Raw genomic sequence first — 21775 nt, forward strand, 5'->3', positions numbered from 1 at the left:
TGCCAGATTCTCCACCGCAAAACGCCGAGTCTGCACCCGCAACGCTCCCGGGGCTTGCAGCGGATTGCGCAGGGTTTGCAAAATCTTGCGCATTTTTACTCGCTGTCCCGATGTGCTCTGTTTTCTGTCCCGCGCAATCCGTAAACTGGCACTCTGTTTATCTGAACTGATACCCCGATGAGTCGCTTCCAGACCTTTGACATGCTGCAACGCCACAAAGCACAACTGCGCGATCAGGTGCAACTTAACAGCGGCATTCAGCTGGCAGCCTGGTTTAATAGTGGCGATCGCGTGACAAACCTCAGCGATCATCACACGCTAAGCCTTTATGTGGCGGGCGGCTACGATACCTGGCATAAAACCCCGCATGGCTGGCGTAACGGTGGCGCACCCGATCGCTTCTGTCTGATGCCGGCTGGCACAGAATCGACCTGGGATCTGCGTGCCGATCTCGCCTTTGTTCATCTCTATTGCAGCGAGAACCAACTGCGGCAGCTAGCCGAACGGGTCTGGGACCGCAGTCCGGCGCAGTTAAACCTGCATGAGAAAATCTTTTCTGTTGATGACCGCATTACCCAGCTCTATCGACACTTTCTGCTGAGCAGCGACTGGCAACAGCCCGCCAGCCAGCTGACGCTGAGCAGCGCATCAACACTCCTGCTGACCCATCTGCTGCAGCACTACAGCGAAGTTAAGTGGCAACTGCCCCAGGTGAGGGGCGGACTGGCTCCCGCGGTATTACGTCGGGTTCTCGACTTCATTGAGGCTCACATTGACCAGCCTTTAACCCTGGCGGTGCTGGCGCAGGAAGCAGCATTGAGTGAGTTTCACTTTGCCCGCATGTTCCGCCATACCACTGGCGAAGCGCCGCACCAGTTCGTGATGCGTCGTCGAATGGATCGTGCAAGGATGTTGCTTGAGCGGCCCGAGCTGACGCTGACCGATATTGCCCTTCAGTGTGGCTACCACTCATCAGCCCACTTCAGCAATCGTTTCCGGCAGGTTTATGGCATGACGCCCTCGGCGTGTCGGCGGGGGAGTCGCTGAAATTTCTGAAATTGCCTCTATAGATACTGGTATTAAGCCACATTGAGGATCTAACTTTGGATTACCGTTTAACTATTCTGCAAGTTTCTTTATTTATGCGAATTCTGGCTTAATATGTGAGTCGTTATTTATCTTAATGCTTCATAAGTGTTTTTAAGACTGTATGATTGGATTAATTATCATAATTTGAGAGAAATTATTACGGCTTAATAAAACACGAAGGTGCCAGTTTTAATTGACACCTTAAATAAATAATAAGCTTCAGATCGTGCTAAAACATCCAGTGTTCTTGAGACATTACTGTTCTTTGTTACCTTTAATATCCCACCCTGACTGAGTTTCCGCGCCTTTGCCGCCACTCGCTGACTGTTCCCAATACTGTGTTTTAACTTTTGATGCCTGAAACTGATATGAAACTCCGATCAGATCACGATTTGTAGTGCCATTGAAAACCACATTGGTGATAAGAACGTCTTCAAGCGTAATGCGGCAATACTCGATTTGGCTCCCTCCTGCCTTACATACCGAAAGCTCCACTTTGCCAATATGCTTGCCGTTGGAGACGTAACGCATTATTGCTGGAGTAGCTTTGTCTATAAGCGCCTGAACAGTGAGATCACGATACTGAACCTTTCCTGCGCCACCGCCCCCACCAACCGTCATGTTCCCTGGCTGGCTTGCACCCCAGGTGAATGATTCAATGCTGATGCAGCCTTTATGATTACTGTCCTGAGATTCGCCTGTAATGCCATCGATTTTTAAGAAGAGATCTGTACTCATAGCTGGTCCTTTTGCTTTCCCTGAGAAGAGGAATCTGATTAAATAATCTTAATGATACGTATAGTGACATAAAGGTACAGTCATGGACTACTGGAAACCAGACCGATTTAAGGATTACTTTCTGACAATGGCTAATGCTGAGGCTAATCAGCTACTTAGTACGTCAAGCCACCTCTCTTTAATTCACTTGTATGATGGCTACAACAGGGTTCAGTTTCAGGACGAAATGAAGATTTTCATTAACGCTCAAATGGATACTATTCGCTCAGGTGCCAGCGATGATGAATGCCAGCGATGTATACAAAATCTGAAAGAAGAACATCGTAATCTCATGAAACAAGATCAACTTCTGCGGACAGGTCAGGCGGCATTGCATGCTTCAGTACAGTTTGTTCAGCAAGGTGATATTTGGGGATATGTTATCAATGGTGTAGGAGTAGTTCTGAGTGGATTACAGGTAGTGGCTGGGTTTGGAGTCATGGCCGCTTCAGCTGCAACCGGAAATATAATAGGGGTTGGGTTTGGTGCAATGCTCACACTTCATGGTGTGAATGGGATCCAGGAGAGCGTGATGAATGTTATTACAGGAAAAAATGACGCCCAAGGTTTCTTAAAGGATGGCTATATTGGAGCAGCTAAGTTTTTAGGCTTCGATCAAAAAACAGGTGAAATTGCTTACAGCAGTATGGATCTTGCTCTCTCTGCCTACGGCATGTTTAGGCTGATAAGAAAACCCGAAACATTTCGTCTCTTTTACTACATAAACTCCGATTTTGTTCGGGGTATCAAAGATATGAGCCGTTTTGAACTAGGAGTTGAAATATATAACGACTATTCTGCTCTCAAATCGATATACGATAATAAAAAATAAGTCACTTTTTTCTTGTATATCGGAATGATTTGTAGCCTAACTTCATCGGTGTAAAAATGTAAAAAATCGGAGCTATGATTAGCATTGTGATTGAGTATGAGGTGATAGCGAGGCTATCCTTATATATAAACGTGTATATCCAAACCACAGCAAGAATGATTACAAGGAGCATTGAGGCAATAAAGCGTAGGCTAAGCTCTTTGAGTAAAACTGGGTAAGTTGTTCCACTTTTTTCGGCTTGCATTCTTAAAGCAGCAATATCTTTCGCATTGAAACCGCTTTCAGCAAGTCTTCTTTCAATTTCAAAAACGTTCATATGGTCACCAAGGCTGTAAGTTTAGACCGATCATAACTCATATAGTCTGGTGGTTACCAGAAAAAGTTATATTGCCTTTCAAAAAGGTATATGTAAATTGCAGAGTGGTTGGGATTGGTTTCTTCTTATAATTCTCCCCTGAATAATTTGATCTTATTTTCAGAATTTATTTAAACAAAAAATATTTTTAATGTTCTTACATGACCTGAGTATGCTTGTTCGTTTGTAAGGTCGTCATTATATAATATAGATTTAAGATTGTAGAGTAATTGAGGTTCACCGCCATAGTCTACAGGTAATTCTGCCAAAAACAGAAGCTGAGTAGTTATAATTCAAATCATACTGTTTTTAACCTCAATTGGTGAGCTGATACTAAATGACTTGCCCGGTTTGCCAGATGCGCGCAACGGCACGTAAAAAAACAGAAAGCATCTTCAGCTGTCGGATGTTTGTTTCAAGTGCACCTATCTGGAATGTAGGCACACCTTTGTAATGATGGTCTCGTTTTTACATACTTTCAGTCCCAGTTCGTTAGCTGGAGATGGAAGGGTAAGGGAGCTGCTAAACGCGCTTGGGCAGGATGAGCGTAAACAGGTGCTTGAGTTACTTAGAGAGGAAGAGATTAAGGGTTAACTACTATGTCGGGCAGAACGTGAGCATCCGACTTACTTTTTGGATGGAAAAATTTCAATAGTCATTCTGATAAAGTCATCAAATATCAATGGATTATATTTCAATAATTTTGACTGAGATTGATTTATTTGGTCACGAAAAAATACAATTCCATTAAGTATCAATAAGTTGAATGAAAGTTTGATGGCTTGAAGTTGTTGCGAAACTGAAAAAAGTGAAATTCCTTTCAACGATTTCAGTCAAGGGTATGAGCCGTAGACCCTCTGCTGACGCGGGCGGGGATAGTGCTTTTAAGAAAAGCGAAACTGAAATAATTTCTTAATACGTAAACCGCAGGCGGGTGCGGTGTAGTGCGATTTTTGCAAATATAGGATATTGACCTGCTCCCCGTTGATTAATACACCGCGATGTTAGTAATGTCTTCATAAGCCACATGAGGACATTCCCATGAAGAAGCGTTTTTCCGACGAACAGATCATCAGTATTCTCCGCGAGGCTGAAGCCGGAGTTTCTGCCCGGGAACTCTGCCGTAAGCACGCCATTTCCGACGCCACGTTTTATACCTGGCGTAAGAAGTATGGCGGCATGGAGGTGCCTGAGGTTAAGCGCCTGAAGTCGCTTGAGGAAGAGAACGCCAGACTCAAGAAGCTGCTCGCCGAGACCATGCTGGATAAGGAGGCGCTTCAGGTGGCTCTTGGGCGAAAGTGCTGACGACAGACCAGAAGCGCGAAGTCGTGGTGTTGATGTGTGATGCGACCGGTCTGTCGCAACGTCGTGCCTGCTGACTCACAGGTTTGTCCCTGTCGACCTGCCGCTATGACGCTCAGCATCCGGCTGCTGATGCCCATTTATCAGGGCGCATTACTGAACTGACACTGGAGCGCAGGCGTTTAGGCTACCGCCGCATATGGCAGTTACTGCGCCATGAAGGGCTTCTGGTTAATCACAAGCGCGTGTACCGCCTTTATCATCTGAACGGGCTGGGCGTTAAACGCAGACGTCGTCGTAAAGGGCTTGCAACAGAACGTCTGCCGCTGCTCCGCCCGGCGGCGCCCAACATGACCTGGTCGATGGATTTCGTCATGGATGCGCTGGCTACCGGTCGCAGGATCAAGTGCCTGACCTGCGTCGATGACTTCATAAAGGAATGCCTGACGGTCACTGTTGCCTTCGGGATTTCAGGCGTTCAGGTCACGCGTATTCTGGACAGCATTGCGCTGTTTCGCGGCTATCCGGCTACGATAAGAACCGATCAGGGCCCGGAGTTTACCTGCCGCGCGCTCGATCAGTGGGCCTTTGAGCATGGAGTGGAGCTGCGTCCTATCCAGCCCGGCAAGCTGACACAGAACGGATTTGTTGAGAGTTTTAACGGACGCTTTCGCGATGAATGCCTGAATGAACACTGGTTCAGTGACGTCAGTCATGCCAGGAAAACCATCAGCGAATGGCGTCAGGATTATAACGAATGTCGCCCGCACTCCACGCTGAATTATCAGTAGCAACATACCAAGGTAGACGGCGCGTCTAACATTCCCGTTTTGCCTGAAAAGAGCAAATCCTCCCTGCTTCATACGAAGGCTTTCCCTTATCTCATTCAGTTCCTGTCTGGCTTTCACTGAGGTATCAAGAAGCATTCGCAGAACTTCTTCCGCCTTAACGTGCATGCCCTTGGAAGCCAGCCAGCGGGGGCTGTTTGGCAGGAAAATGACCATGACGAAAAGAACTACTGCTGGTATCGCGAGAACACCCAGCATTGCCCGCCAGTTGCCACTGTAACTGAATGCTGTATCCGACAGGAAAGCTACGACAATACCAAAGGTGATCATGAGCTGGTAAAGACTAATCATTTTTCCACGAACATTCTCTGTTGCCATCTCTGACAGATAGAGTGGGGCGGTATAGGAGGCGATACCAACGGCCAGCCCGAGTAAAACCCTGAATGTAAGCAGAGCTTCAACACTTGTGGCGAAGGCTGATCCAAGGGAACCCATTATGAAGAGTATGGCTCCAGCCATAAGGCTGTACTTTCTTCCCAGTCGATTTGAAACCCAGCCGTTACAGATTGCTCCTATCGCAGCTCCCAGAGTGGCAGGGCACTTTAGATAATACCTATATCAAGCCCAAGGAGAAGCCCAGCGAGAGCTGCGGTTATGGATACAAAAAGACATTCATTGTTTTGACTGGACAACACATCTCGTATGAGACGGCATGATGTGAATTTTCACTCACATGTGAGCAATAATCTGGAAACTTCATTCAAATATAGAAACGAAATTCTTGATTACTAACACATGTATAATTAGCATGATAAATATATTTTTTTGAATTATTAGCAAAATATAGAGGAGTATTAAGATTTTAATAAATGTAACTTATTAATATGGAAAAGCCATTTAGTTAATAAATAAAAGTGATATTTGTAGTTGAAAGTTCTGTTTTATGGTTGGGAGTCCATCCATAAATAGTGATATTTTCATATACTCCAGAGTTAATGCAAAGTTTTACACGCAACATAAAATTAACAAACTTACATACTAACCGCCTATTCTGAAACATTTCTGATGAATATAACTTCACAAAAGTAGTGTTAGGTTGATTTTAACCTTTCACGTTACTGATGAGTTAGCTTCTTGGAATTCCATGGAGGTGCGTAGTGAGTGAACACATCATTAATACTGATCCAGCATATTGTAAGCAAGCTAAGTATAGGTGTTCTGTAGGGATTTTTTGCACGGTCAGTTGTGATGAGCTATTGCTGGCTTTTAAAACACTATCTTTTGCAGCACGCTCTGAATTTGTTTCTAACATTCTTATTCTGATCACTGATAACGAAAACATAAATCAAAATTATGCCTTTTTGGAATCATCAGAGTGTTTTTCGCATAAGTTCGAAGTTAAATGTGGGAACTATGGTTCTGGTTATGAAACTTCGACCCGAGATGGGGGTTATGATCAAATATCAGCTCGCAATGCTGCCTTAGACATTTTGTACAAAAAAGATGTTGATTGGGTTATGCAACATGATGCGGATGATGTTTATGATCTTTCTTTCTATGAGAAAATCTGCACAGATTATGCTGAACACCAAGCCGTAATGACTGAATGCTATACATTGAATTCTACTTCGTCTTATATTGTAAATTCAAAAATGTACAAAGACATGTATGGCAAGAAGCTAATTAATCCACATATAAGAGTCTGGAAGAAAGAGTTAAACCTTAAATTCCATAAATCCAAATTAGTTTCAGATAAGTATGCGAATGAAACAAGACACTGTGGTGTTGAATTTCCCGATGGAATGAAATTAATCTTAATCAAGAAACCATCTCACTACCACTTGCATCGACTTCTTAATAAAAGGCACTCAAATTTTCTTGATAAAGGAAATGCGCACGAAATTAACTTAGAAGTAGAACTTGAAGAGAAATTAAAAACTATATTACTTTAAATAAAGTGAGGTGAGTTATGAGTTCATCGGAGCATAAAGTATTGAATACACCTATGTATCACTTTGAAGGAGATGATGGGCTTATATACTCACATTTGCCTTTAAGAGGTATAGCGTTTAAAAGTAGTAAGGCATCTTTACCATTAATTGAAAAGCTTACAAATCATGTTAATCTGAATGCTGAAGAAATAAATCATCCGATAATAAAAAAACTGTCCGAGTGGAATGTTATTGGAGAAAATATTAAGCCGTTACCTGTAATAGAAGATCTTGAAGATTTTAAGCCGTTTGAGGCCACTTTGCTGCTTACTGAAACATGTAATCTGGCTTGTAACTACTGTTATGCCAGGGCGACAGGTGAGAAGAGTGAAGCAATGAGCAAAGAAATAGCTAAAAAGGCTGTTGACATTGCTATTGAAAATGCAAAATCAATCTCAAGTAACACCGCAGAGTTCAGATACCTTGGAGGGGGAGAACCTACAACGGAATGGGAATTGATTGTATGGATAAATAATTATATCAAGTATAAAGCTGACGAGGCTGGCGTGAATACTTATATCAGATTAATAACTAATGGAGTGTTGATCAATGATGAAAAGGCAAAGTGGCTCAAAAAAAATATCGACTTTGTAACTTTATCATTTGACGTATTACCCGACCTTCAATTGAACCGTTCTTTCCCGAATGGAAAAAGTTCACAAAAAGCGCTACTTAGAACAAGCGAGTTATTAACGAAGCATGGAGTTCCATATCATTTTAGGACAACTTTATCTAGCGAATCAACAGGACGTTTAGTTGAAATGGTCGAATACATAAGGGACTATACATCAGCCAAGGAAGTTCGCATGGAACCAATGGCTGAGATTGGCCGAGCTACAGATAGTGAACTTTCAAAACCTAAACAACAAGAGTTCATAGATCAATTTAAAGAAGCCTATTTTTTAGCTAAAAAAAATGGCATTAATGTCACAAAAAAATTAATGGGTAATGTAGATCGCAGAGGTGGTCGTTTTTGTAACGTAGAATTTGCTGTTACTCCAAAAGGGGAGGTAGCAGGTTGTCACCGATATAGTCGTAGTGAAAATGAAGGTTATGATTTATTCCATGTTGGAACATTCAAAGATAATAATTTTAAATTTGATGTGAAAAAAGTTAACGCTTTAAGACAAATTAACAACACTTCATTTAGTGATTGTTCTAAATGTTTTGCCAGATGGAGTTGTGCATCAGGATGCTTATCTGCACGTTACGATAAGAATGGCATAGCTGAACATGGCCCGATATGTCATATCACCAGGGAATTGCTAAAATTTGGAGTACAGCAGTCTCTGGCGGAATGATGTGTGAGTAGTGTTTTTTCCAATCAAAGGAGAGTAAAATGAGTCTTGATTCGAAATTGCATCAAAGTGAAAACAGTATTAGTGTAGAGGATGAAGATGTTGAAATTACTTTTATTTCAAAACATCCTGAAGATGAAGAAGGTAATTTTGAGTTTCTTTGCTGTGCCGTAGGCGCTGGTGGTGGCGGACCGGGTGTTGGTGGACACTTCTAAATGAGGTCTTAATTATCAATAGGGATAAGCAACAGCGCTTATGCGCTGTTGCTTAAATAAGGATAGAAAATGCTAACTTCTATTTTAAAAAAATTCGAGAGCTTTATTAAGCCATTTGAAGAGGATAATGGTTTTCTAAAAGAAAAGAATTCTGTAAGAGTGTTACTTAAACTTGCATTAGATCATAAGATTTTAGCTTCTTCACTTTTCATACTTGGTTTATTATGTTCTGGTTGTGAGGTTTTTATAATTCACTCTTCAGGAAAGCTTGTTGATCTGATTAGTGAGGTTAGTCGGGATCGCGATACTATCATTAAAGCATTAAGCGATAACCAAATTTTTATTATTCTTTTCTTGGCAATGCTTTTGTTTATTAGGCCTCTATTAAGGTGCTTAAATTTACTAACAATAAATCAAGCAGTTTACTCGAAATTAAGTGCATTAGTTCGAGTTCAGCTCTACAAAGAAACCTTGAAAAATAAGATGGCTTTTTTTGACAGTAATAATCCTGGTAAAATAACATCTTCTATTTGGCAGGCTGGTCAGGCTGTCAATGAAATGTCTTCTCTGTTCTTCCAGAATATTTGGGTTACAACCGCTTTTTTTATATTCTCCTTCTCTGTTATGGCGTCGATTAACCTGTATTTGCTTGCTCCAATTTTCACGTGGATGCTCGCGATTTTCTTTATTGCTAAATTTTATGTTCCTAAAACAAAACAACTAGCTCGTGAGTCGGCAAATCAATCCGTGAACGTCAATGGAGTAATTAGCGATAGTTTCAATAACGTTTTAACTCTGAAGTTATTTTCTAAATACAATGATGTAAATGAATCTAACAGGATAGTGGTTTCACTAAAGGATTTTATAAATAAATCTGCTTTGTATTTAAGGTCAATTACGAGATCAGAGACGATAATGATTATTACAAGTTCACTCATAATGGCTATCATAACACTGATGATCTTGTTTCTATGGATTTCAAAAGGTATTTCTTCAGGTGAAGTGGCTGTTGTGTACGCATTGATATTTAAGCTAGAGGGACTTTTTTCGACATTAATGGACCAATTTACTGCCTTGTTTCGTGCATATGCTTTATTCAATACAAGCTTAAACACACTGATAAAGAATGAAAAAGAAAAAGAAGGTTGTCACTGTCTAAATAATATCGAATTGATTGAGTTTAAAAACGTCTCAATGAAACACGGCGAAAAGTTGGTCCTGAAAGAAATTAACTTCAAAATTAAAAAAGGAGAAAAGGTAGGTTTAGTCGGTGCTACAGGGTGTGGGAAATCAACTATTTTAAAGTTATTGTTAGGTTTATATGATTATGAAAGACATGGCTCTATATTGATTAATACATCTGAATTGGATGATTTCAATACCTCAAGTCTAAGAGAGAACATTTCATATGTATCTCAGGACGCAAATTTCTTTGATGATACGGTTTTGTATAATATTTGCACTTCTAAGGAAAGCTTATCTATTAATGAAATTGAGCATGTTCTGAGTTCGGTTTGTTTGCAAGACCTTATGAATGAAAAAGAAAGTTTCACCTCTCTTTTAAATACAAAAATTGGGAATAAAGGTTCTACTTTGTCGGGTGGGCAATTGCAGAGGTTAAATATAGCTCGTGGTTTAATTAAAAAACATAATGTTCTCTTACTTGATGAAGTAACTTCAGCATTAGATCCAAATACCAAAGCGAAAGTTTTGGAAAATCTCAAAAACTTTTTTTCGAATAAAACAGTAATATGTATATCTCATAGTGTTGATATCATTAATGATATGGATAAAGTGATTTTCATAAAAAATGGTAGTGTATTCGCGGAAGGGAAGCACCATGAACTTTTGATAAGTTGTAAAGAATATAAACAGCATTGGGAAAATGAAACTGTATCTCTGGAGGATGCTCAGTGAAATCATTTGATGCCCTTAATTCTCTTTTAAAAGATAATCTTCTTTATGATCACCAATGGCACTTGCATGGTAAGCATCCCTCTTTTACATCAGGCTCTTTATGTTCAGTTAATGCTGAATATTATTGGAATTCAAATCAGTCTTTTGGTGATAGTGACATAGTTGTTGCAGTAGCTGATGATGGGTGTTTGATTGACAATTTTAGTAATGATTACTCAGATAATATTGAAGCATTTACTTACATTGAAAACGGTAAGCTTAATATAACTAAAGATAAATCGAAAGCTGATAGAGTTTTCTCTGATAAATTCAAGCACGGAACGGCAATTTGTGGTCTGATAGCTGGGCCATTGAGCAATAGCCTTCCTGTAGGTATTGCCCCTACGGTAAAGATTTTACCGATCCGATGGCCTTACGATAACAGATTTATCATAAACCAATCTGGATTTCAGCAGTTTGTTAAGGCTCTCTCGGATAAAGTTGATATATTCGTAAATACATGGTCAAAGCTTCCTGATTTTATTCTTAATAATGAAAGTATTGATTTGATCTCTTCTTTATCCTCTCAAGGAGGGAGAAGAGGTAAAGGTGTGCTTTTTTTGTGGTCAGCTGGTAATAGTAATTGCCCTATTAACTATGACGGGGATAAGAAGATAGTATACTCACAAAATATTAATGGTGAACTGAAGTTTTCATCTCATTTTAGCAATAATCTAAGTACTCTCAGCAATGTATTAGTTGTATCAGCTATTAGCCCTTTTTATGAGAAAGCATCTTATTCTTGTTTTGGACCCGGTATTGATCTTTGTGCTCCATCACATGATGCCTATTCTTCAAATGGAGAAATTAAAAACTTAGGTCTTACTACGCTCTCCGCAGACCTCAAGAAATATACGCATAATTTTAAAGGCACAAGCGGAGCTTGCGCGGTAGCGGCTGGTGTTGCAGCACTAAATTTATCGCTCTCAATGAACCAAACAGCAATTGAACTAGCTAACAATTTAAAAAGTAAGGCTTCGAGAGATTTGAATAAAAACTATTCAAGCTTTGAATCTATGGTTATAAATCTGCACCAGCAGGTAAGACATGAGTTGATATTTGGAAAAGAAGAAAAATATCCTGACCTCTTTGATGTATTTTATGGTGCAGGAAGAATAACTGTCTGAATTAGAAGTTAGTAACTCTAAGTGTTTTATGCTTATTAATTAAAAACTATCCACAAAAAATTACGTCCCTGTAGAATGGGATTTTTTTGAGAAGTAAAAAGGTGTTTGTGCTTCTTCTTTACAAGCTTCCAGATAGTCAGCCCACCACTGCAACATCAGTTTTCGCTCTTCCAAATGCTGTGCTTTATGAATGTAAGCTGCTCTAACGCTATTACGCTCCTGATGGCTCATTTGTCTCTCTACGGCGTCTCTTGACCAAAGCCCGGATTCAATCAATGCACTGCAAGCCATAGTCCTAAAACCATGCCCACAAATTTCAGTTTGGGTATTGTATCCCATGGTTCTAAGGGCTTTGTTGACGGTGTTTTCACTGATCGGTTTGTCGTCATTACTAAATCCGATGAACATGAGGTCTTTGCCACCACTGATTGCATGTAGCTGTAACAACAATTTTTTGGCTTGTTTGCTTAAAGGCACCAGATGAGGGCTTTTCATTTTTGCCCCTCTTGCTGAATATTTAACCCCAGCAAGTGCCTGGCGCTCTGCGGGTATAGTCCATAGAGCGTTTTTAAAATCTACCTCTGACCAACGTGCAAATCTTAATTCACTCGAACGTACAAATGTCAGGAGTGTAAGCTGGGTCGCAATCTGTGTGATGCCTTTGCCGTTGTAAGCTTCTATACGTTGCATGAGCTCTGGTAGTCGTTCTAAAGGAAGGGCAGGGCGGTGAATACTTTTTTTAGAAATTACGGCACCAGCGAGGTCATAGGCAGGATTTTGCTCAATCAATGCATTGTGGACAGCATATCTCATGATCGCAGTTATGCGTTGTTGAAGACGTGAAGCGAGTTCCAAGTGACCTGTTGCTTCAGCCCTTTTTAATGGAATCAGTAAGTCACGGGTTTTGAGTTCTGTGATATTACGATTGCCAATAATGGGGAATAAATGACTCTCAAGACTGCTTAACACAGTCGTTCTGTGGCTTTCCGACCAGGTCCTGTTACTGGAATGCCAGTCTCGTGCAATCTTTTCAAATGTCAGCAGCCCTTTGATCTCGACCTTATCAGCTTTGCGTTTTTCACTTGGATCAACGCCATTTGCCACGAGTTGCCTGGCTTCGTCTCTTCTGCGTCGGGCTTCCGATAACGTGACCTCAGGATAAACACCGAGAGCAAGAATCTTTTGTTTGCTACCAAAGCGATACTGAAAACGCCAGTATTTGGAACCGTGTGGGGTAATCAAAAGATGCATACCATTACCGTCTGTCATTTTGACCGGTTTCATAGCAGCCTTAGCATTTCTTACCTTTAACTCAGTGAGCGGCATAGTAAAAATCCCCGGCTGATGGTATCTGCATTATCGAACCAAACATACCAACAATTGTACCAACATGACAATGTGGATTTTGTGAGCCCGCTGGAGACGCAGGTGGACTATCAAGATGAGTTAAGTGACTGAATGGAATAGGTAAAGTAGACATTGAGATACGTTGAGAGACTGGCATTTGGTGTCCCCTGCAGGAATCGAACCTGCAACTAGCCCTTAGGAGGGGCTCGTTATATCCATTTAACTAAGAGGACAGCGGCGCGCAGTATAGCGCAAACAGGCAGTGAGATTCACTACATCGCCGTCCGTTTGCTCATTCCGCCAGCAATCCCGGTTTTCTGCGCACGCTAACGTTACGTGCAGAAAGCGGAAACAGCTGTACTGAAGTCCGGGATGTCATCCAGACTGAAGCGGCACCCCGACTCTAAAATCTTCACTCCCCCTTTGCAGCAGACACTTCCAGTAAACGTTTTTCAGACGCCCGCCTGGCAAATCGCCTTCAGCAAACAGACCAGAAAGGCAGACAGGGTAAACTGTCTGCCTTTCTTCTTACTCAGCCTTTTCCTGCTCTTCACGCTGGCGACGTTTCTCCTGCTTCTTCTTCTCAGCCTTCGCTTTAGCTACAGCCGCTTCACTCATGTCGTTGCGGATCTGCGCATGGCTGATCAGGGCAAAAATCAGCGTGCCGCCGGTAATGTTGCCGAGCAGCGTCGGCAGGGCAAACGGCCAGAAGAATTCATGCCAGCTGATGCTGCCATTAAAGACCAGATAGAGCACTTCCACCGATCCCACCACGATATGCGCCAGATCACCCAGCGCAACCAGCCAGGTCATCATCACAATCACCAGCAGTTTGGCGCCGCCCGCCGAGGGGAACATCCAGACCATGGTGGCGATAATCCAGCCGGAGATCACCGCATTGGCAAACATCTCGCCGGGCGTATTGTCCATCACCTTCATACTGATGCTGGTAAACGCCTGACGGGTAGCCTCGTCAAATATCGGCATCTCATTAAACGCCAGCGCACCCAGCGCCGTCCCGATCAGGTTACCCAGCAAGACGATGCCCCATAAACGTAATAGCAGAGCGCCATTACTCCAGGTCGGTTTGTGCATTACCGGCAGGACTGCCGTAACGGTATTTTCGGTAAACAGCTGCTGACGCGCCATGATGACGATAACAAAACCAAAGGTATAACCCAGGTTTTCAAGCAGGAACGCCCCTGGTACGCCATCCAGATGCACCTGAAATATCCCCTTCGCCATCAGCGAGGCGCCCATGGATAAGCCCGCCGCAATGGCTGACCAGAGCAGCGCCATACCATCGCGCTCCAGCTCCTTCTCCCCATCCTGGCGGATCTCTTCATGGATGGCGGCGGCGCGGGAGGGTAAAGCCTCCTCATCGACTTCGATGTCAGTGCCCTTATCCTTCTCTTCACTCTCTACGTCGTTAGGACCCTGTTCATTACCTGATGAAGGCTTCATATTTTCTCCTGGTGATAGTGCTGTCGCGTAATAAGCGTAGCCGTTTTTTATTTGCCGATAATGTAACGATTGATGCGAATAAGCGTAACAACGTTTTTCGGAACTGCATTTTTATTCAGACTGCGGGCGATACCGCACGAATAAACCCATGGCATCAAAACTGAGCGGTGGCTCACACTTCGGCCCACAGCAACATTGTGGTAATATCCCGGCCACTTTTAGCTGGTGCGATTCCCCCCTCGATGTTGGAAATCATTACGCTCACTTGTGCATACGACGAACGTACGCTGTTCCGGCAGCTCTCATTTCGCGTCTCTGCAGGCGACATTGTGCAGATTGAAGGCCCTAATGGTGCCGGTAAGACCTCACTCTTGCGGCTGCTGGCTGGTCTGAGCCGTCCTGAACAGGGTGAAATACGCTGGCAGCAGCAGCCAATTCTGCGGCAGCGCGAAGCCTGGCATCAGGCGATGCTCTATCTGGGCCATCATCCCGGTGTTAAAGGCGTGCTTACGCCGCTGGAAAACCTGCGTTTCTACCATCCTGATTGCAGTGATGCGCAGATCTTTGCTGCGCTGGAAAGCGTCGATCTCACGGGCGACGAAGAGGTGCCGGTTAGCCGGTTATCGGCGGGTCAGCAGCGTCGGGTAGCGCTGGCGCGGCTATGGCTCAGCCAGGCCCGCATATGGATTCTCGACGAGCCGCTGACCGCCATCGACAAAGCGGGTGTTAAAAAATTAATGGCGAAATTCGCCCGGCATGCCGATAACGGTGGCGCAGTGATCCTGACAACCCATCAGGATTTGCCCGCGGATGCTGCGCGGGTGCGTAAAATTCGCCTCGGCGACGGGGAGGCAGGCTGATGCTGTTTCGCCTCATCCAGCGTGAATTGCGCATCGCCTTTCGCGGCGGGGCTGATGTGGTCAATCCGCTCTGGTTTTTCCTCATTGTTATTACCCTGTTTCCGCTGGGCATCGGCCCTGACCCGCAACAGCTGGCACGCATTGCACCGGGCGTAGCCTGGGTTGCCGCGCTGCTGGCGTCGCTGCTGGCGCTGGAGCGGCTGTTTCGCGATGACTTCAGCGATGGCTCGCTGGAGCAACTGGTACTGCTGCCGACGCCGCTGCCGGTAACGGTTATCGGCAAAGTAGTGGCGCACTGGCTGGTCACAGGCGTGCCGCTGATTATCCTGTCGCCGCTGGCCGCGCTGCTGCTGTCACTGGATTTTAATGGCTGGCGGGCGATGGCTTTGACGCTGCTGCTCGGCACGCCAACCCTGAGTTTTCTCGGTGCCATTGGTGTAGGTCTCACGGTGGGTTTACGGCGTGGTGGCGTACTGCTTAGCCTGCTGGTGCTGCCGCTGGCTATTCCGGTCTTGATCTTCGCCAGTGCGGCGATGGAGGCGGCCAGTCAGGGGTTACCGATTAATGGCTATCTGGCGATTCTCGGCGCGATGCTGCTGGGCAGCGCCACGCTCTCCCCGTTTGCCACGGCGGCAGCGCTAAGAATTACTTTGCAATAACAGCCGTTGAAATAACCGCGCGTAAAAGACGCGGCAACACTCTTTTATCGTTAATGTGAGCATTTGATATGTGGAAAGCGTTACATCAGCTGGCCAGGCCCGAACGGCTCTATCAGTTTTCGGGGCGACTGGTGCCGTGGTTCGCCATCTCAGGGCTGGCGGCGTTGCTGCTGGGCTGGGCCTGGGGCTTTGGATTTGCTCCCGCTGACTATCAGCAGGGCGACAGTTTCCGCATCATGTACATTCATGTGCCTGCCGCGATGTGGTCGATGGGCATTTATGCCTCGATGGCCATCGCCGCCTTTATCGGCCTGGTGTGGCAGATGAAAATGGCCGATCTGGTTTCCGCCGCCATGGCACCGGTGGGCGCGGTCTTTACCTTTATTGCGCTGGTCACCGGATCCGCATGGGGTAAGCCGATGTGGGGGACCTGGTGGATCTGGGATGCACGCCTCACTTCGGAGCTGGTACTGCTGTTCCTCTATATGGGCGTGATTGCGCTCTGGCACGCTTTTGATGACCGCCGCACCGCAGGGCGGGCCGCGGGTGTTCTCATTCTGGTCGGCGTAGTTAATCTGCCGATCATTCACTTCTCAGTGCAGTGGTGGAATACCCTGCATCAGGGCTCGTCGGGCATTCTCCAGCAGGCGATTGCGCCGGTGATGCGAACACCGCTGCGCTGGGCAATCATCGGTTATCTGCTGGTGTTTATCACGCTGACCCTGATGCGGCTGCGCAACCTGATTCTGTTAACCGAACGTCATCGTCCCTGGGCGATTGATGTGGCGAAGCGAGGAGAGCAGGCATGACACCCGCCTTTTCCTCCTGGCACGCTTTCTTTGAGATGGGGGGCTACGCCTTCTATGTCTGGCTGGCGGTTGCCTGCACGCTGATTCCGCTTGTCGGGCTGACGCTGCATACCCTGTTGCTGCGCCGCCGCCTGCTGGCTGAGATCCGCCAGCGCGACGCGCGGGAACGCCGCATCCGGGCAGCGAAATCGAAAAAAGCCGCGGCTGAAGCGGCAGGAGAGACATTGTGAATACCCGTCGACGCAACCGCCTCTATGCGGCAGTGGCGATTCTGCTCGGCCTCGGCCTGGCCACCGCGCTGGTGATGTATGCGCTGCGCTCAAACATCGATCTGTTCTATACCCCAGGTGAAATCCTCTACGGCAAAGGCGAGGCGCACGAGAAGCCCGAAGCGGGCCAGCGGCTGCGCGTCGGCGGCATGGTGATGCCCGGCAGCGTCCGGCGCGATCCGAATACGCTTGCCGTGTCGTTCAAACTTTATGATGCCCGCGGCGTGGTCAGCGTCAGTTTTGAAGGCATCCTGCCGGATCTGTTCCGTGAAGGGCAGGGCGTCGTCGCACAGGGCGTGCTGGCGGCGGGCAACCACGTGATCGCCAAAGAAGTGCTGGCGAAACATGATGAGAAATATACGCCGCCGGAGATTGAAGACGCGATGAAGAGTAATCACACCGGCCCGCAGTCCCTGTATCAGGCGGGAAATAAATCATCATGATGCCCGAGATTGGTACTTTTCTGCTCTGTCTGGCGCTGGGGCTCTCCCTGCTGCTGAGCAGCTATCCGCTGTGGGGCGCAGTGCGCCAGGATGCCCGCCTGATGGCGATGGCGCGTCCGCTGGCTTGCGGTCTGTTTATCTGCATCGCGGCGGCTTTTGCGCTGCTGGTCTGGGCCTTTATCAGCAACGATTTTACCGTTGCCTATGTCGTTACAAACTCCAACAGTCTGCTGCCGGTTTATTATCGCATTGCCGCCACCTGGGGCGCGCATGAAGGATCGCTGCTGTTGTGGGTGTTGCTGCTCAGCACCTGGACATTGGCGGTGGCGATATTCAGTCGCGGTATGCCGCAGGATGCGCTGGCACGCGTGCTGGCGGTCATGGGGATGATCAATCTCGGCTTCCTGCTGTTTATCCTGCTGACCTCGAATCCATTTGGCCGCACGCTGCCGGACTTTCCGATAGACGGGCACGACCTGAATCCGATGCTGCAGGATATCGGCCTGATCTTCCATCCGCCGCTGCTCTATATGGGCTATGTCGGCTTTTCGGTGGCGTTTGCCTTTGCTATCGCCTCGCTGATGGCCGGTCGGCTGGATACGGCCTGGGCGCGCTGGTCGCGTCCCTGGACCACGGCGGCCTGGGTCTTTCTGACGATTGGTATCGTCCTTGGCTCGGCCTGGGCCTATTACGAGCTGGGCTGGGGCGGCTGGTGGTTCTGGGACCCGGTTGAAAATGCGTCGTTTATGCCGTGGCTGGCAGGCACCGCCCTGATGCACTCGCTGGCGGTCACTGAAAAGCGAGGCACCTTTAAGGCCTGGACCGTGCTGCTGGCGATTACCGCGTTTTCGCTGAGCCTGCTGGGGACGTTCCTGGTGCGATCCGGGGTGCTGGTGTCGGTGCATTCCTTCGCCTCCGATCCGGCACGCGGGATGTTTATCCTCGCGTTTCTGGTGATTGTTATCGGCAGTTCGCTCCTGCTCTACGCGATTAAAGGCGGGCAGGTACGTGGCCGGGTGCAGAATGAAACCTGGTCGCGCGAATCGTTTTTGCTGGGTAATAACGTGCTGCTGATTGCCGCGATGCTGGTGGTTCTGCTCGGCACGCTGTTGCCGCTGGTGCACAAGCAACTGGGCCTGGGCAGCATTTCGGTCGGTGAGCCGTTCTTCAATACCATGTTCAGCTGGCTGATGGCGCCGTTTGCGCTGCTGATGGGGATCGGACCGCTGGTGCGCTGGCGTCGCGATGAGCCGCAGAAGCTGGCAAAACGGCTGGCGCTGGCGCTGATCGTGACTCTGGCATGTTCCATGATTATTCCCTGGTGGCTGCAGGATCGCATTGAGGCGATGACCGTGGTTGGCCTGCTGATGTCACTCTGGATTATCGTGCTGACGCTGCTGGAACTGCATGAGCGCGCCACTCACCGTCATCCGTTCTTTGCCGGTTTACGTCACCTGTCGCGCAGTCACTGGGGCATGGTACTGGGCCATCTTGGGGTGGGGGTGACGGTGATCGGTATTGCATTCAGCACCCAGTACAGCGTGGAACGCGATGTGCGGATGAAGGCGGGTGATAACATTGATATTCATCACTATCATTTTGTCTTCCGCGGCGTGCAGAATCTGCAGGGGCCTAACTACAGCGGTGGCATGGGCATCATCGATGTCACGCGCAACGGCAAACATGAAGCGACGCTGCAGGCAGAGAAACGCTTTTATACGGCCGCCCGCACCATGATGACCGAAGCGGCGATTGATGGGGGTTTCAGCCGCGATCTCTATGCGGCGCTGGGCGAAGAGCTGGAGGATGGCGGCTGGGCCGTGCGCATCTACTACAAACCCTTTGTCCGCTGGATCTGGTTCGGTGGCGCGCTGATGGCGTTGGGTGGGCTGTTCTGCCTGTTTGATCCCCGTTATCGCTCGCGCAAAAAAGCGGGAATTGAGGAGCGGATATGAACAAGAAAATCCTGTTTATTCCCCTGATGCTGTTTCTGTTGCTGGCGGCGGCGCTGCTGTGGCAGCTGACACGTAATGCCGATGGCGACGATCCGACCCGTCTCGAATCCGCTCTGATCGGCAAGCCTGTGCCGCTGTTCCGGCTGGAAGCACTCGATCAGCCAGGCAAAACCTACGACCAGCGCGTGCTGACAGATGGTAAACCGATATTGCTGAACGTCTGGGCGACCTGGTGTCCGACCTGTCGCGCCGAGCATCAGTATCTGAATACGCTGGCGGAGCGGGGCATTCGCGTCGTCGGGCTGAACTACAAAGACGATCGTCACAAGGCGGTTAACTGGCTGAATACGCTGGGTAACCCCTACGCGCTTAGCCTCTATGATGGCAACGGCATGCTGGGACTGGATCTCGGCGTCTATGGCGCGCCGGAAACCTTTCTGATCGACGGTAAAGGGATCATCCGTTATCGCCACGCGGGCGATCTCAATGCGCGCGTCTGGGATCAGGAAGTGAAACCCTTGTGGGTGAAATACAGCGCGGAGGCGGGATCATGAGAACGCTGTTACTGCTCTGCGGCTTGCTGTTCAGTATCAACTTGTGGGCAAGCATCGACACGCTGCAATTTGACTCGGTGGCCCAGGAAGAACAATACCGCGACCTGACCGCTTCACTGCGGTGTCCGAAGTGCCAGAACAACAGCATCGCCGACTCAAATGCCATGATTGCCGCCGATATGCGGATGAAAGTCTATCAGCTGATGAAACAGGGCCAGAGTCGCCAGCAGATCATCGACTATATGGTGGCGCGTTACGGCAACTTCGTCAGCTATTCGCCACCGGTCACGCCCTCAACCCTGGTTTTGTGGGCTGGTCCGGCGCTGTTTGCGCTGCTGGGCGGCGCGGTTATTATCCTGCGCAGCCGTCAGCGAAAAACCCGCAGTGAGCTGGATGAAGATGAGCAACAGCGTCTTAATGCGCTACTGAAGTCAGACAGGAAGCCGTAATGAGTGCATGTTGGATCACCCTTTTTCTGTTACTGCTGGCGGCCTGTACGCTGTTTATGGCGGCGGGCTGGCGGCAACGTCAGGCCAGCACAGGCGATCGCGATCGCCTTAATCAGCGCTTCTACCACCAGCGGATAGATGAGCTGGCGCAGGATGAAGATCAGGGCGTCGTCGCTGAGCGTCCGCTGATGGAGCGGGAGTTACAGCAGACACTGCTGGCGGATATTCCGCCGGCACAGACGATGAAGTCACACAGCAGCAGCCGCTGGATTTTGCTGCCAGGCCTGATCGTGCTGATTGGGGTATCGCTGGGGACTTACCTGAAAACCGGTGGCCTGGCACAGCTCACGGGCTGGAAGCAGGTGCAGCAGGCGTATCCTGAGCTGCGTGCCCGACTGATGGATCCTGGCGCTAAACCGCTGAGCATGGAGGAGCTGGCGCGTTTACAGCTCGGATTGCGTACCGCGTTGCAAACGGAACCGGATAATCTGGCTGACTGGACGATGCTGGGACGGCTCGGCATGGTGCTGAATAATGCCGATATCGCCAGCCAGGCATTTGAGCATGCGCTACAGCTTGCTCCCAACGATCTGGCGCTAAAACAGGATTATGCCGAAGTCCTGACGCGATCTCCTGATCCGCAGGATAACCGTCAGGCGTCACTGCTGCTGCAGGCATTGCTAAAAGCGGATCCGCAAAACCTGCGTACGCTGAGCCTGCTGGCATTTAATGCTTACGGACAGCAGCAATATGATCAGGCTATCGACGCATGGCAGACCCTGCTGGGTCTGTTGCCGGCCGGTGATTCGCGACACGCTATGATCGCCCGCAGCATCGAAAAGGCCAGAAGTGCCGCCGGGCAACAGAGTCGTCAACTGGCGCTGACCGTGACGCTGGCACCTAAGGCAGAAAAAATGTTACCGCAGGACGGAGTGTTGTATATTTCGGTTTCTGACGGTGCTTCACCGGTGCCGGTGGCTGTTAAGCGGATGCCGCTCAGTCACTTCCCGCTGTCGCTGACGCTGGATGACAGCAACGCCATGATGCCGGATCGCCTGCTTTCGGCGCAGCATCAGGTCGAGGTCCGGGTGCGAATCTCCCGCGATGGCAGCGCCAATCCCCGGCCGGGTGACTGGCTGGGCCTGAGCGCAGTGACGCCCTGGGATGGGCATCAGCCGATCGCGGTAGAGATTAATCAGCAGCTTCCCTGAACGCATCAACTGACCGCGTTCAGGA

The 21775-nt window shown here is 47.7% G+C and carries 20 protein-coding genes, 1 tRNA gene and 2 pseudogenes; 17 read left to right on the forward strand and 6 right to left on the reverse strand.

From position 1 onward, the window contains the following. Positions 1-177: 177 nt before the first annotated feature. On the forward strand, positions 178-1047 hold the full coding sequence (locus ACR8BN_RS05760; RefSeq protein ID WP_064703378.1) for a helix-turn-helix domain-containing protein: 870 nt from the start codon (positions 178-180) through the stop codon (positions 1045-1047). A gap of 297 nt (positions 1048-1344) precedes the next feature. On the opposite strand, the gene ACR8BN_RS05765 is transcribed toward ACR8BN_RS05760, so the two are convergent. Beyond that, positions 1345-1827, reverse strand: a complete 483-nt coding sequence (locus ACR8BN_RS05765) for an Hcp family type VI secretion system effector (protein WP_086906201.1) — start codon at positions 1825-1827, stop codon at positions 1345-1347. An 82-nt stretch (positions 1828-1909) separates the two neighbouring features. Between ACR8BN_RS05765 and ACR8BN_RS05770 the strand changes: the two genes are divergently transcribed. After that, positions 1910-2698, forward strand: coding sequence for a DUF4225 domain-containing protein (locus ACR8BN_RS05770; RefSeq protein WP_061703728.1), 789 nt, complete (start codon positions 1910-1912; stop codon positions 2696-2698). A gap of 1 nt (position 2699) precedes the next feature. On the opposite strand, the gene ACR8BN_RS05775 is transcribed toward ACR8BN_RS05770, so the two are convergent. Beyond that, entirely contained in the window at positions 2700-3014 is a 315-nt protein-coding gene (locus ACR8BN_RS05775; protein ID WP_061703729.1) for a hypothetical protein, read from the reverse strand. A gap of 1080 nt (positions 3015-4094) precedes the next feature. Here ACR8BN_RS05775 and ACR8BN_RS05780 point away from each other — a divergent pair. Beyond that, positions 4095-5143: pseudogene (locus ACR8BN_RS05780) on the forward strand (IS3 family transposase); the annotation flags it as partial. Here the strand turns inward: ACR8BN_RS05780 and ACR8BN_RS05785 are convergent. After that, positions 5137-5734 (reverse strand): annotated as a pseudogene (locus tag ACR8BN_RS05785) (MFS transporter); the annotation flags it as partial. The pseudogenes ACR8BN_RS05780 and ACR8BN_RS05785 overlap by 7 nt on opposite strands. Positions 5735-6300: 566 nt before the next feature. On the opposite strand from ACR8BN_RS05785, the gene ACR8BN_RS05790 reads away from it, so the two are divergent. The 5 genes from ACR8BN_RS05790 to ACR8BN_RS05810 all read left to right on the forward strand — a co-directional run bounded on the left by ACR8BN_RS05790 (position 6301) and on the right by ACR8BN_RS05810 (position 11730). Next, positions 6301-7095, forward strand: a complete 795-nt coding sequence (locus ACR8BN_RS05790) for a hypothetical protein (RefSeq protein ID WP_434747393.1) — start codon at positions 6301-6303, stop codon at positions 7093-7095. 17 nt (positions 7096-7112) lie between these two features. Then, on the forward strand, positions 7113-8435 hold the full coding sequence (locus tag ACR8BN_RS05795) for a radical SAM protein (protein WP_434747394.1): 1323 nt from the start codon (positions 7113-7115) through the stop codon (positions 8433-8435). 38 nt (positions 8436-8473) lie between these two features. Beyond that, the gene (locus tag ACR8BN_RS05800; protein ID WP_215480540.1) at positions 8474-8647 is read left to right on the forward strand and encodes a hypothetical protein; all 174 of its coding nucleotides are present in this window, start codon (positions 8474-8476) and stop codon (positions 8645-8647) included. Between the two features lie 69 nt (positions 8648-8716). After that, a complete protein-coding gene (locus tag ACR8BN_RS05805) occupies positions 8717-10564 on the forward strand; it encodes an ABC transporter ATP-binding protein (RefSeq protein WP_434747395.1) in 1848 nt (615 codons plus the stop codon). Continuing rightward, positions 10561-11730 carry a S8 family serine peptidase gene (locus ACR8BN_RS05810; protein ID WP_434747396.1) on the forward strand — a complete coding sequence of 390 codons (1170 nt, stop codon included), beginning with the start codon at positions 10561-10563 and terminating at the stop codon, positions 11728-11730. The genes ACR8BN_RS05805 and ACR8BN_RS05810 overlap by 4 nt, the downstream gene beginning before the upstream one ends. Before the next feature lie 60 nt (positions 11731-11790). Here the strand turns inward: ACR8BN_RS05810 and ACR8BN_RS05815 are convergent, their stop codons facing one another. The 3 genes from ACR8BN_RS05815 to ACR8BN_RS05825 all read right to left on the reverse strand — a co-directional run bounded on the left by ACR8BN_RS05815 (position 11791) and on the right by ACR8BN_RS05825 (position 14541). After that, on the reverse strand, positions 11791-13056 hold the full coding sequence (locus ACR8BN_RS05815) for a tyrosine-type recombinase/integrase (RefSeq protein ID WP_434747397.1): 1266 nt from the start codon (positions 13054-13056) through the stop codon (positions 11791-11793). 179 nt (positions 13057-13235) lie between these two features. Then, positions 13236-13310 (reverse strand) — tRNA-Arg (locus tag ACR8BN_RS05820). 295 nt (positions 13311-13605) lie between these two features. Further along, on the reverse strand, positions 13606-14541 hold the full coding sequence (locus tag ACR8BN_RS05825; RefSeq protein WP_434747398.1) for a formate/nitrite transporter family protein: 936 nt from the start codon (positions 14539-14541) through the stop codon (positions 13606-13608). A gap of 242 nt (positions 14542-14783) precedes the next feature. Here ACR8BN_RS05825 and ccmA point away from each other — a divergent pair, with 242 nt between their 5' ends. From ccmA to ccmI, 9 genes are all read left to right on the forward strand, one after another. Further along, positions 14784-15401, forward strand: coding sequence for a cytochrome c biogenesis heme-transporting ATPase CcmA (gene ccmA, locus ACR8BN_RS05830; protein ID WP_434747399.1), 618 nt, complete (start codon positions 14784-14786; stop codon positions 15399-15401). After that, positions 15401-16060: a heme exporter protein CcmB gene (gene ccmB, locus ACR8BN_RS05835; RefSeq protein WP_010671428.1), complete on the forward strand. Its 660-nt coding sequence runs from the start codon at positions 15401-15403 to the stop codon at positions 16058-16060. Before ccmA ends, ccmB begins: the two co-directional genes overlap by 1 nt. A 68-nt stretch (positions 16061-16128) precedes the next feature. Beyond that, a complete protein-coding gene (locus tag ACR8BN_RS05840) occupies positions 16129-16869 on the forward strand; it encodes a heme ABC transporter permease (RefSeq protein WP_010257913.1) in 741 nt (246 codons plus the stop codon). After that, the gene (gene ccmD / locus ACR8BN_RS05845; protein WP_010257916.1) at positions 16866-17099 is read left to right on the forward strand and encodes a heme exporter protein CcmD; all 234 of its coding nucleotides are present in this window, start codon (positions 16866-16868) and stop codon (positions 17097-17099) included. The genes ACR8BN_RS05840 and ccmD overlap by 4 nt, the downstream gene beginning before the upstream one ends. Beyond that, positions 17096-17581, forward strand: coding sequence for a cytochrome c maturation protein CcmE (gene ccmE / locus ACR8BN_RS05850; RefSeq protein WP_434747400.1), 486 nt, complete (start codon positions 17096-17098; stop codon positions 17579-17581). The genes ccmD and ccmE overlap by 4 nt, the downstream gene beginning before the upstream one ends. After that, positions 17578-19536 carry a heme lyase CcmF/NrfE family subunit gene (locus tag ACR8BN_RS05855; protein ID WP_434747401.1) on the forward strand — a complete coding sequence of 653 codons (1959 nt, stop codon included), beginning with the start codon at positions 17578-17580 and terminating at the stop codon, positions 19534-19536. The genes ccmE and ACR8BN_RS05855 overlap by 4 nt, the downstream gene beginning before the upstream one ends. Beyond that, complete coding sequence (locus ACR8BN_RS05860; protein ID WP_208443310.1) at positions 19533-20090, forward strand: DsbE family thiol:disulfide interchange protein; 558 nt, start codon at positions 19533-19535, stop codon at positions 20088-20090. Before ACR8BN_RS05855 ends, ACR8BN_RS05860 begins: the two co-directional genes overlap by 4 nt. Next, positions 20087-20539 carry a cytochrome c-type biogenesis protein gene (locus ACR8BN_RS05865; RefSeq protein ID WP_080760127.1) on the forward strand — a complete coding sequence of 151 codons (453 nt, stop codon included), beginning with the start codon at positions 20087-20089 and terminating at the stop codon, positions 20537-20539. Before ACR8BN_RS05860 ends, ACR8BN_RS05865 begins: the two co-directional genes overlap by 4 nt. Beyond that, entirely contained in the window at positions 20539-21750 is a 1212-nt protein-coding gene (gene ccmI / locus ACR8BN_RS05870; protein ID WP_434747402.1) for a c-type cytochrome biogenesis protein CcmI, read from the forward strand. The genes ACR8BN_RS05865 and ccmI overlap by 1 nt, the downstream gene beginning before the upstream one ends. The last annotated feature ends 25 nt before the right edge of the window (positions 21751-21775 follow it).

The organism is Pantoea sp. Lu_F5_004 (genome assembly GCF_051136245.1).
Lineage (GTDB): Bacteria > Pseudomonadota > Gammaproteobacteria > Enterobacterales > Enterobacteriaceae > Pantoea > Pantoea agglomerans.

Coding starts and splice junctions, on each gene's coding strand:
- ACR8BN_RS05760 (WP_064703378.1), top strand. CDS start 178: ATGAGTCGCTTCCAGACCTTTGACATGCTGCAACGCCACAAAGCACAA.
- ACR8BN_RS05765 (WP_086906201.1), bottom strand. CDS start 1,827: ATGAGTACAGATCTCTTCTTAAAAATCGATGGCATTACAGGCGAATCT.
- ACR8BN_RS05770 (WP_061703728.1), top strand. CDS start 1,910: ATGGACTACTGGAAACCAGACCGATTTAAGGATTACTTTCTGACAATG.
- ACR8BN_RS05775 (WP_061703729.1), bottom strand. CDS start 3,014: ATGAACGTTTTTGAAATTGAAAGAAGACTTGCTGAAAGCGGTTTCAAT.
- ACR8BN_RS05795 (WP_434747394.1), top strand. CDS start 7,113: ATGAGTTCATCGGAGCATAAAGTATTGAATACACCTATGTATCACTTT.
- ACR8BN_RS05800 (WP_215480540.1), top strand. CDS start 8,474: ATGAGTCTTGATTCGAAATTGCATCAAAGTGAAAACAGTATTAGTGTA.
- ACR8BN_RS05805 (WP_434747395.1), top strand. CDS start 8,717: ATGCTAACTTCTATTTTAAAAAAATTCGAGAGCTTTATTAAGCCATTT.
- ACR8BN_RS05815 (WP_434747397.1), bottom strand. CDS start 13,056: ATGCCGCTCACTGAGTTAAAGGTAAGAAATGCTAAGGCTGCTATGAAA.
- ACR8BN_RS05825 (WP_434747398.1), bottom strand. CDS start 14,541: ATGAAGCCTTCATCAGGTAATGAACAGGGTCCTAACGACGTAGAGAGT.
- ccmA (WP_434747399.1), top strand. CDS start 14,784: ATGTTGGAAATCATTACGCTCACTTGTGCATACGACGAACGTACGCTG.
- ccmB (WP_010671428.1), top strand. CDS start 15,401: ATGCTGTTTCGCCTCATCCAGCGTGAATTGCGCATCGCCTTTCGCGGC.
- ACR8BN_RS05840 (WP_010257913.1), top strand. CDS start 16,129: ATGTGGAAAGCGTTACATCAGCTGGCCAGGCCCGAACGGCTCTATCAG.
- ccmD (WP_010257916.1), top strand. CDS start 16,866: ATGACACCCGCCTTTTCCTCCTGGCACGCTTTCTTTGAGATGGGGGGC.
- ACR8BN_RS05855 (WP_434747401.1), top strand. CDS start 17,578: ATGATGCCCGAGATTGGTACTTTTCTGCTCTGTCTGGCGCTGGGGCTC.
- ACR8BN_RS05860 (WP_208443310.1), top strand. CDS start 19,533: ATGAACAAGAAAATCCTGTTTATTCCCCTGATGCTGTTTCTGTTGCTG.
- ACR8BN_RS05865 (WP_080760127.1), top strand. CDS start 20,087: ATGAGAACGCTGTTACTGCTCTGCGGCTTGCTGTTCAGTATCAACTTG.
- ccmI (WP_434747402.1), top strand. CDS start 20,539: ATGAGTGCATGTTGGATCACCCTTTTTCTGTTACTGCTGGCGGCCTGT.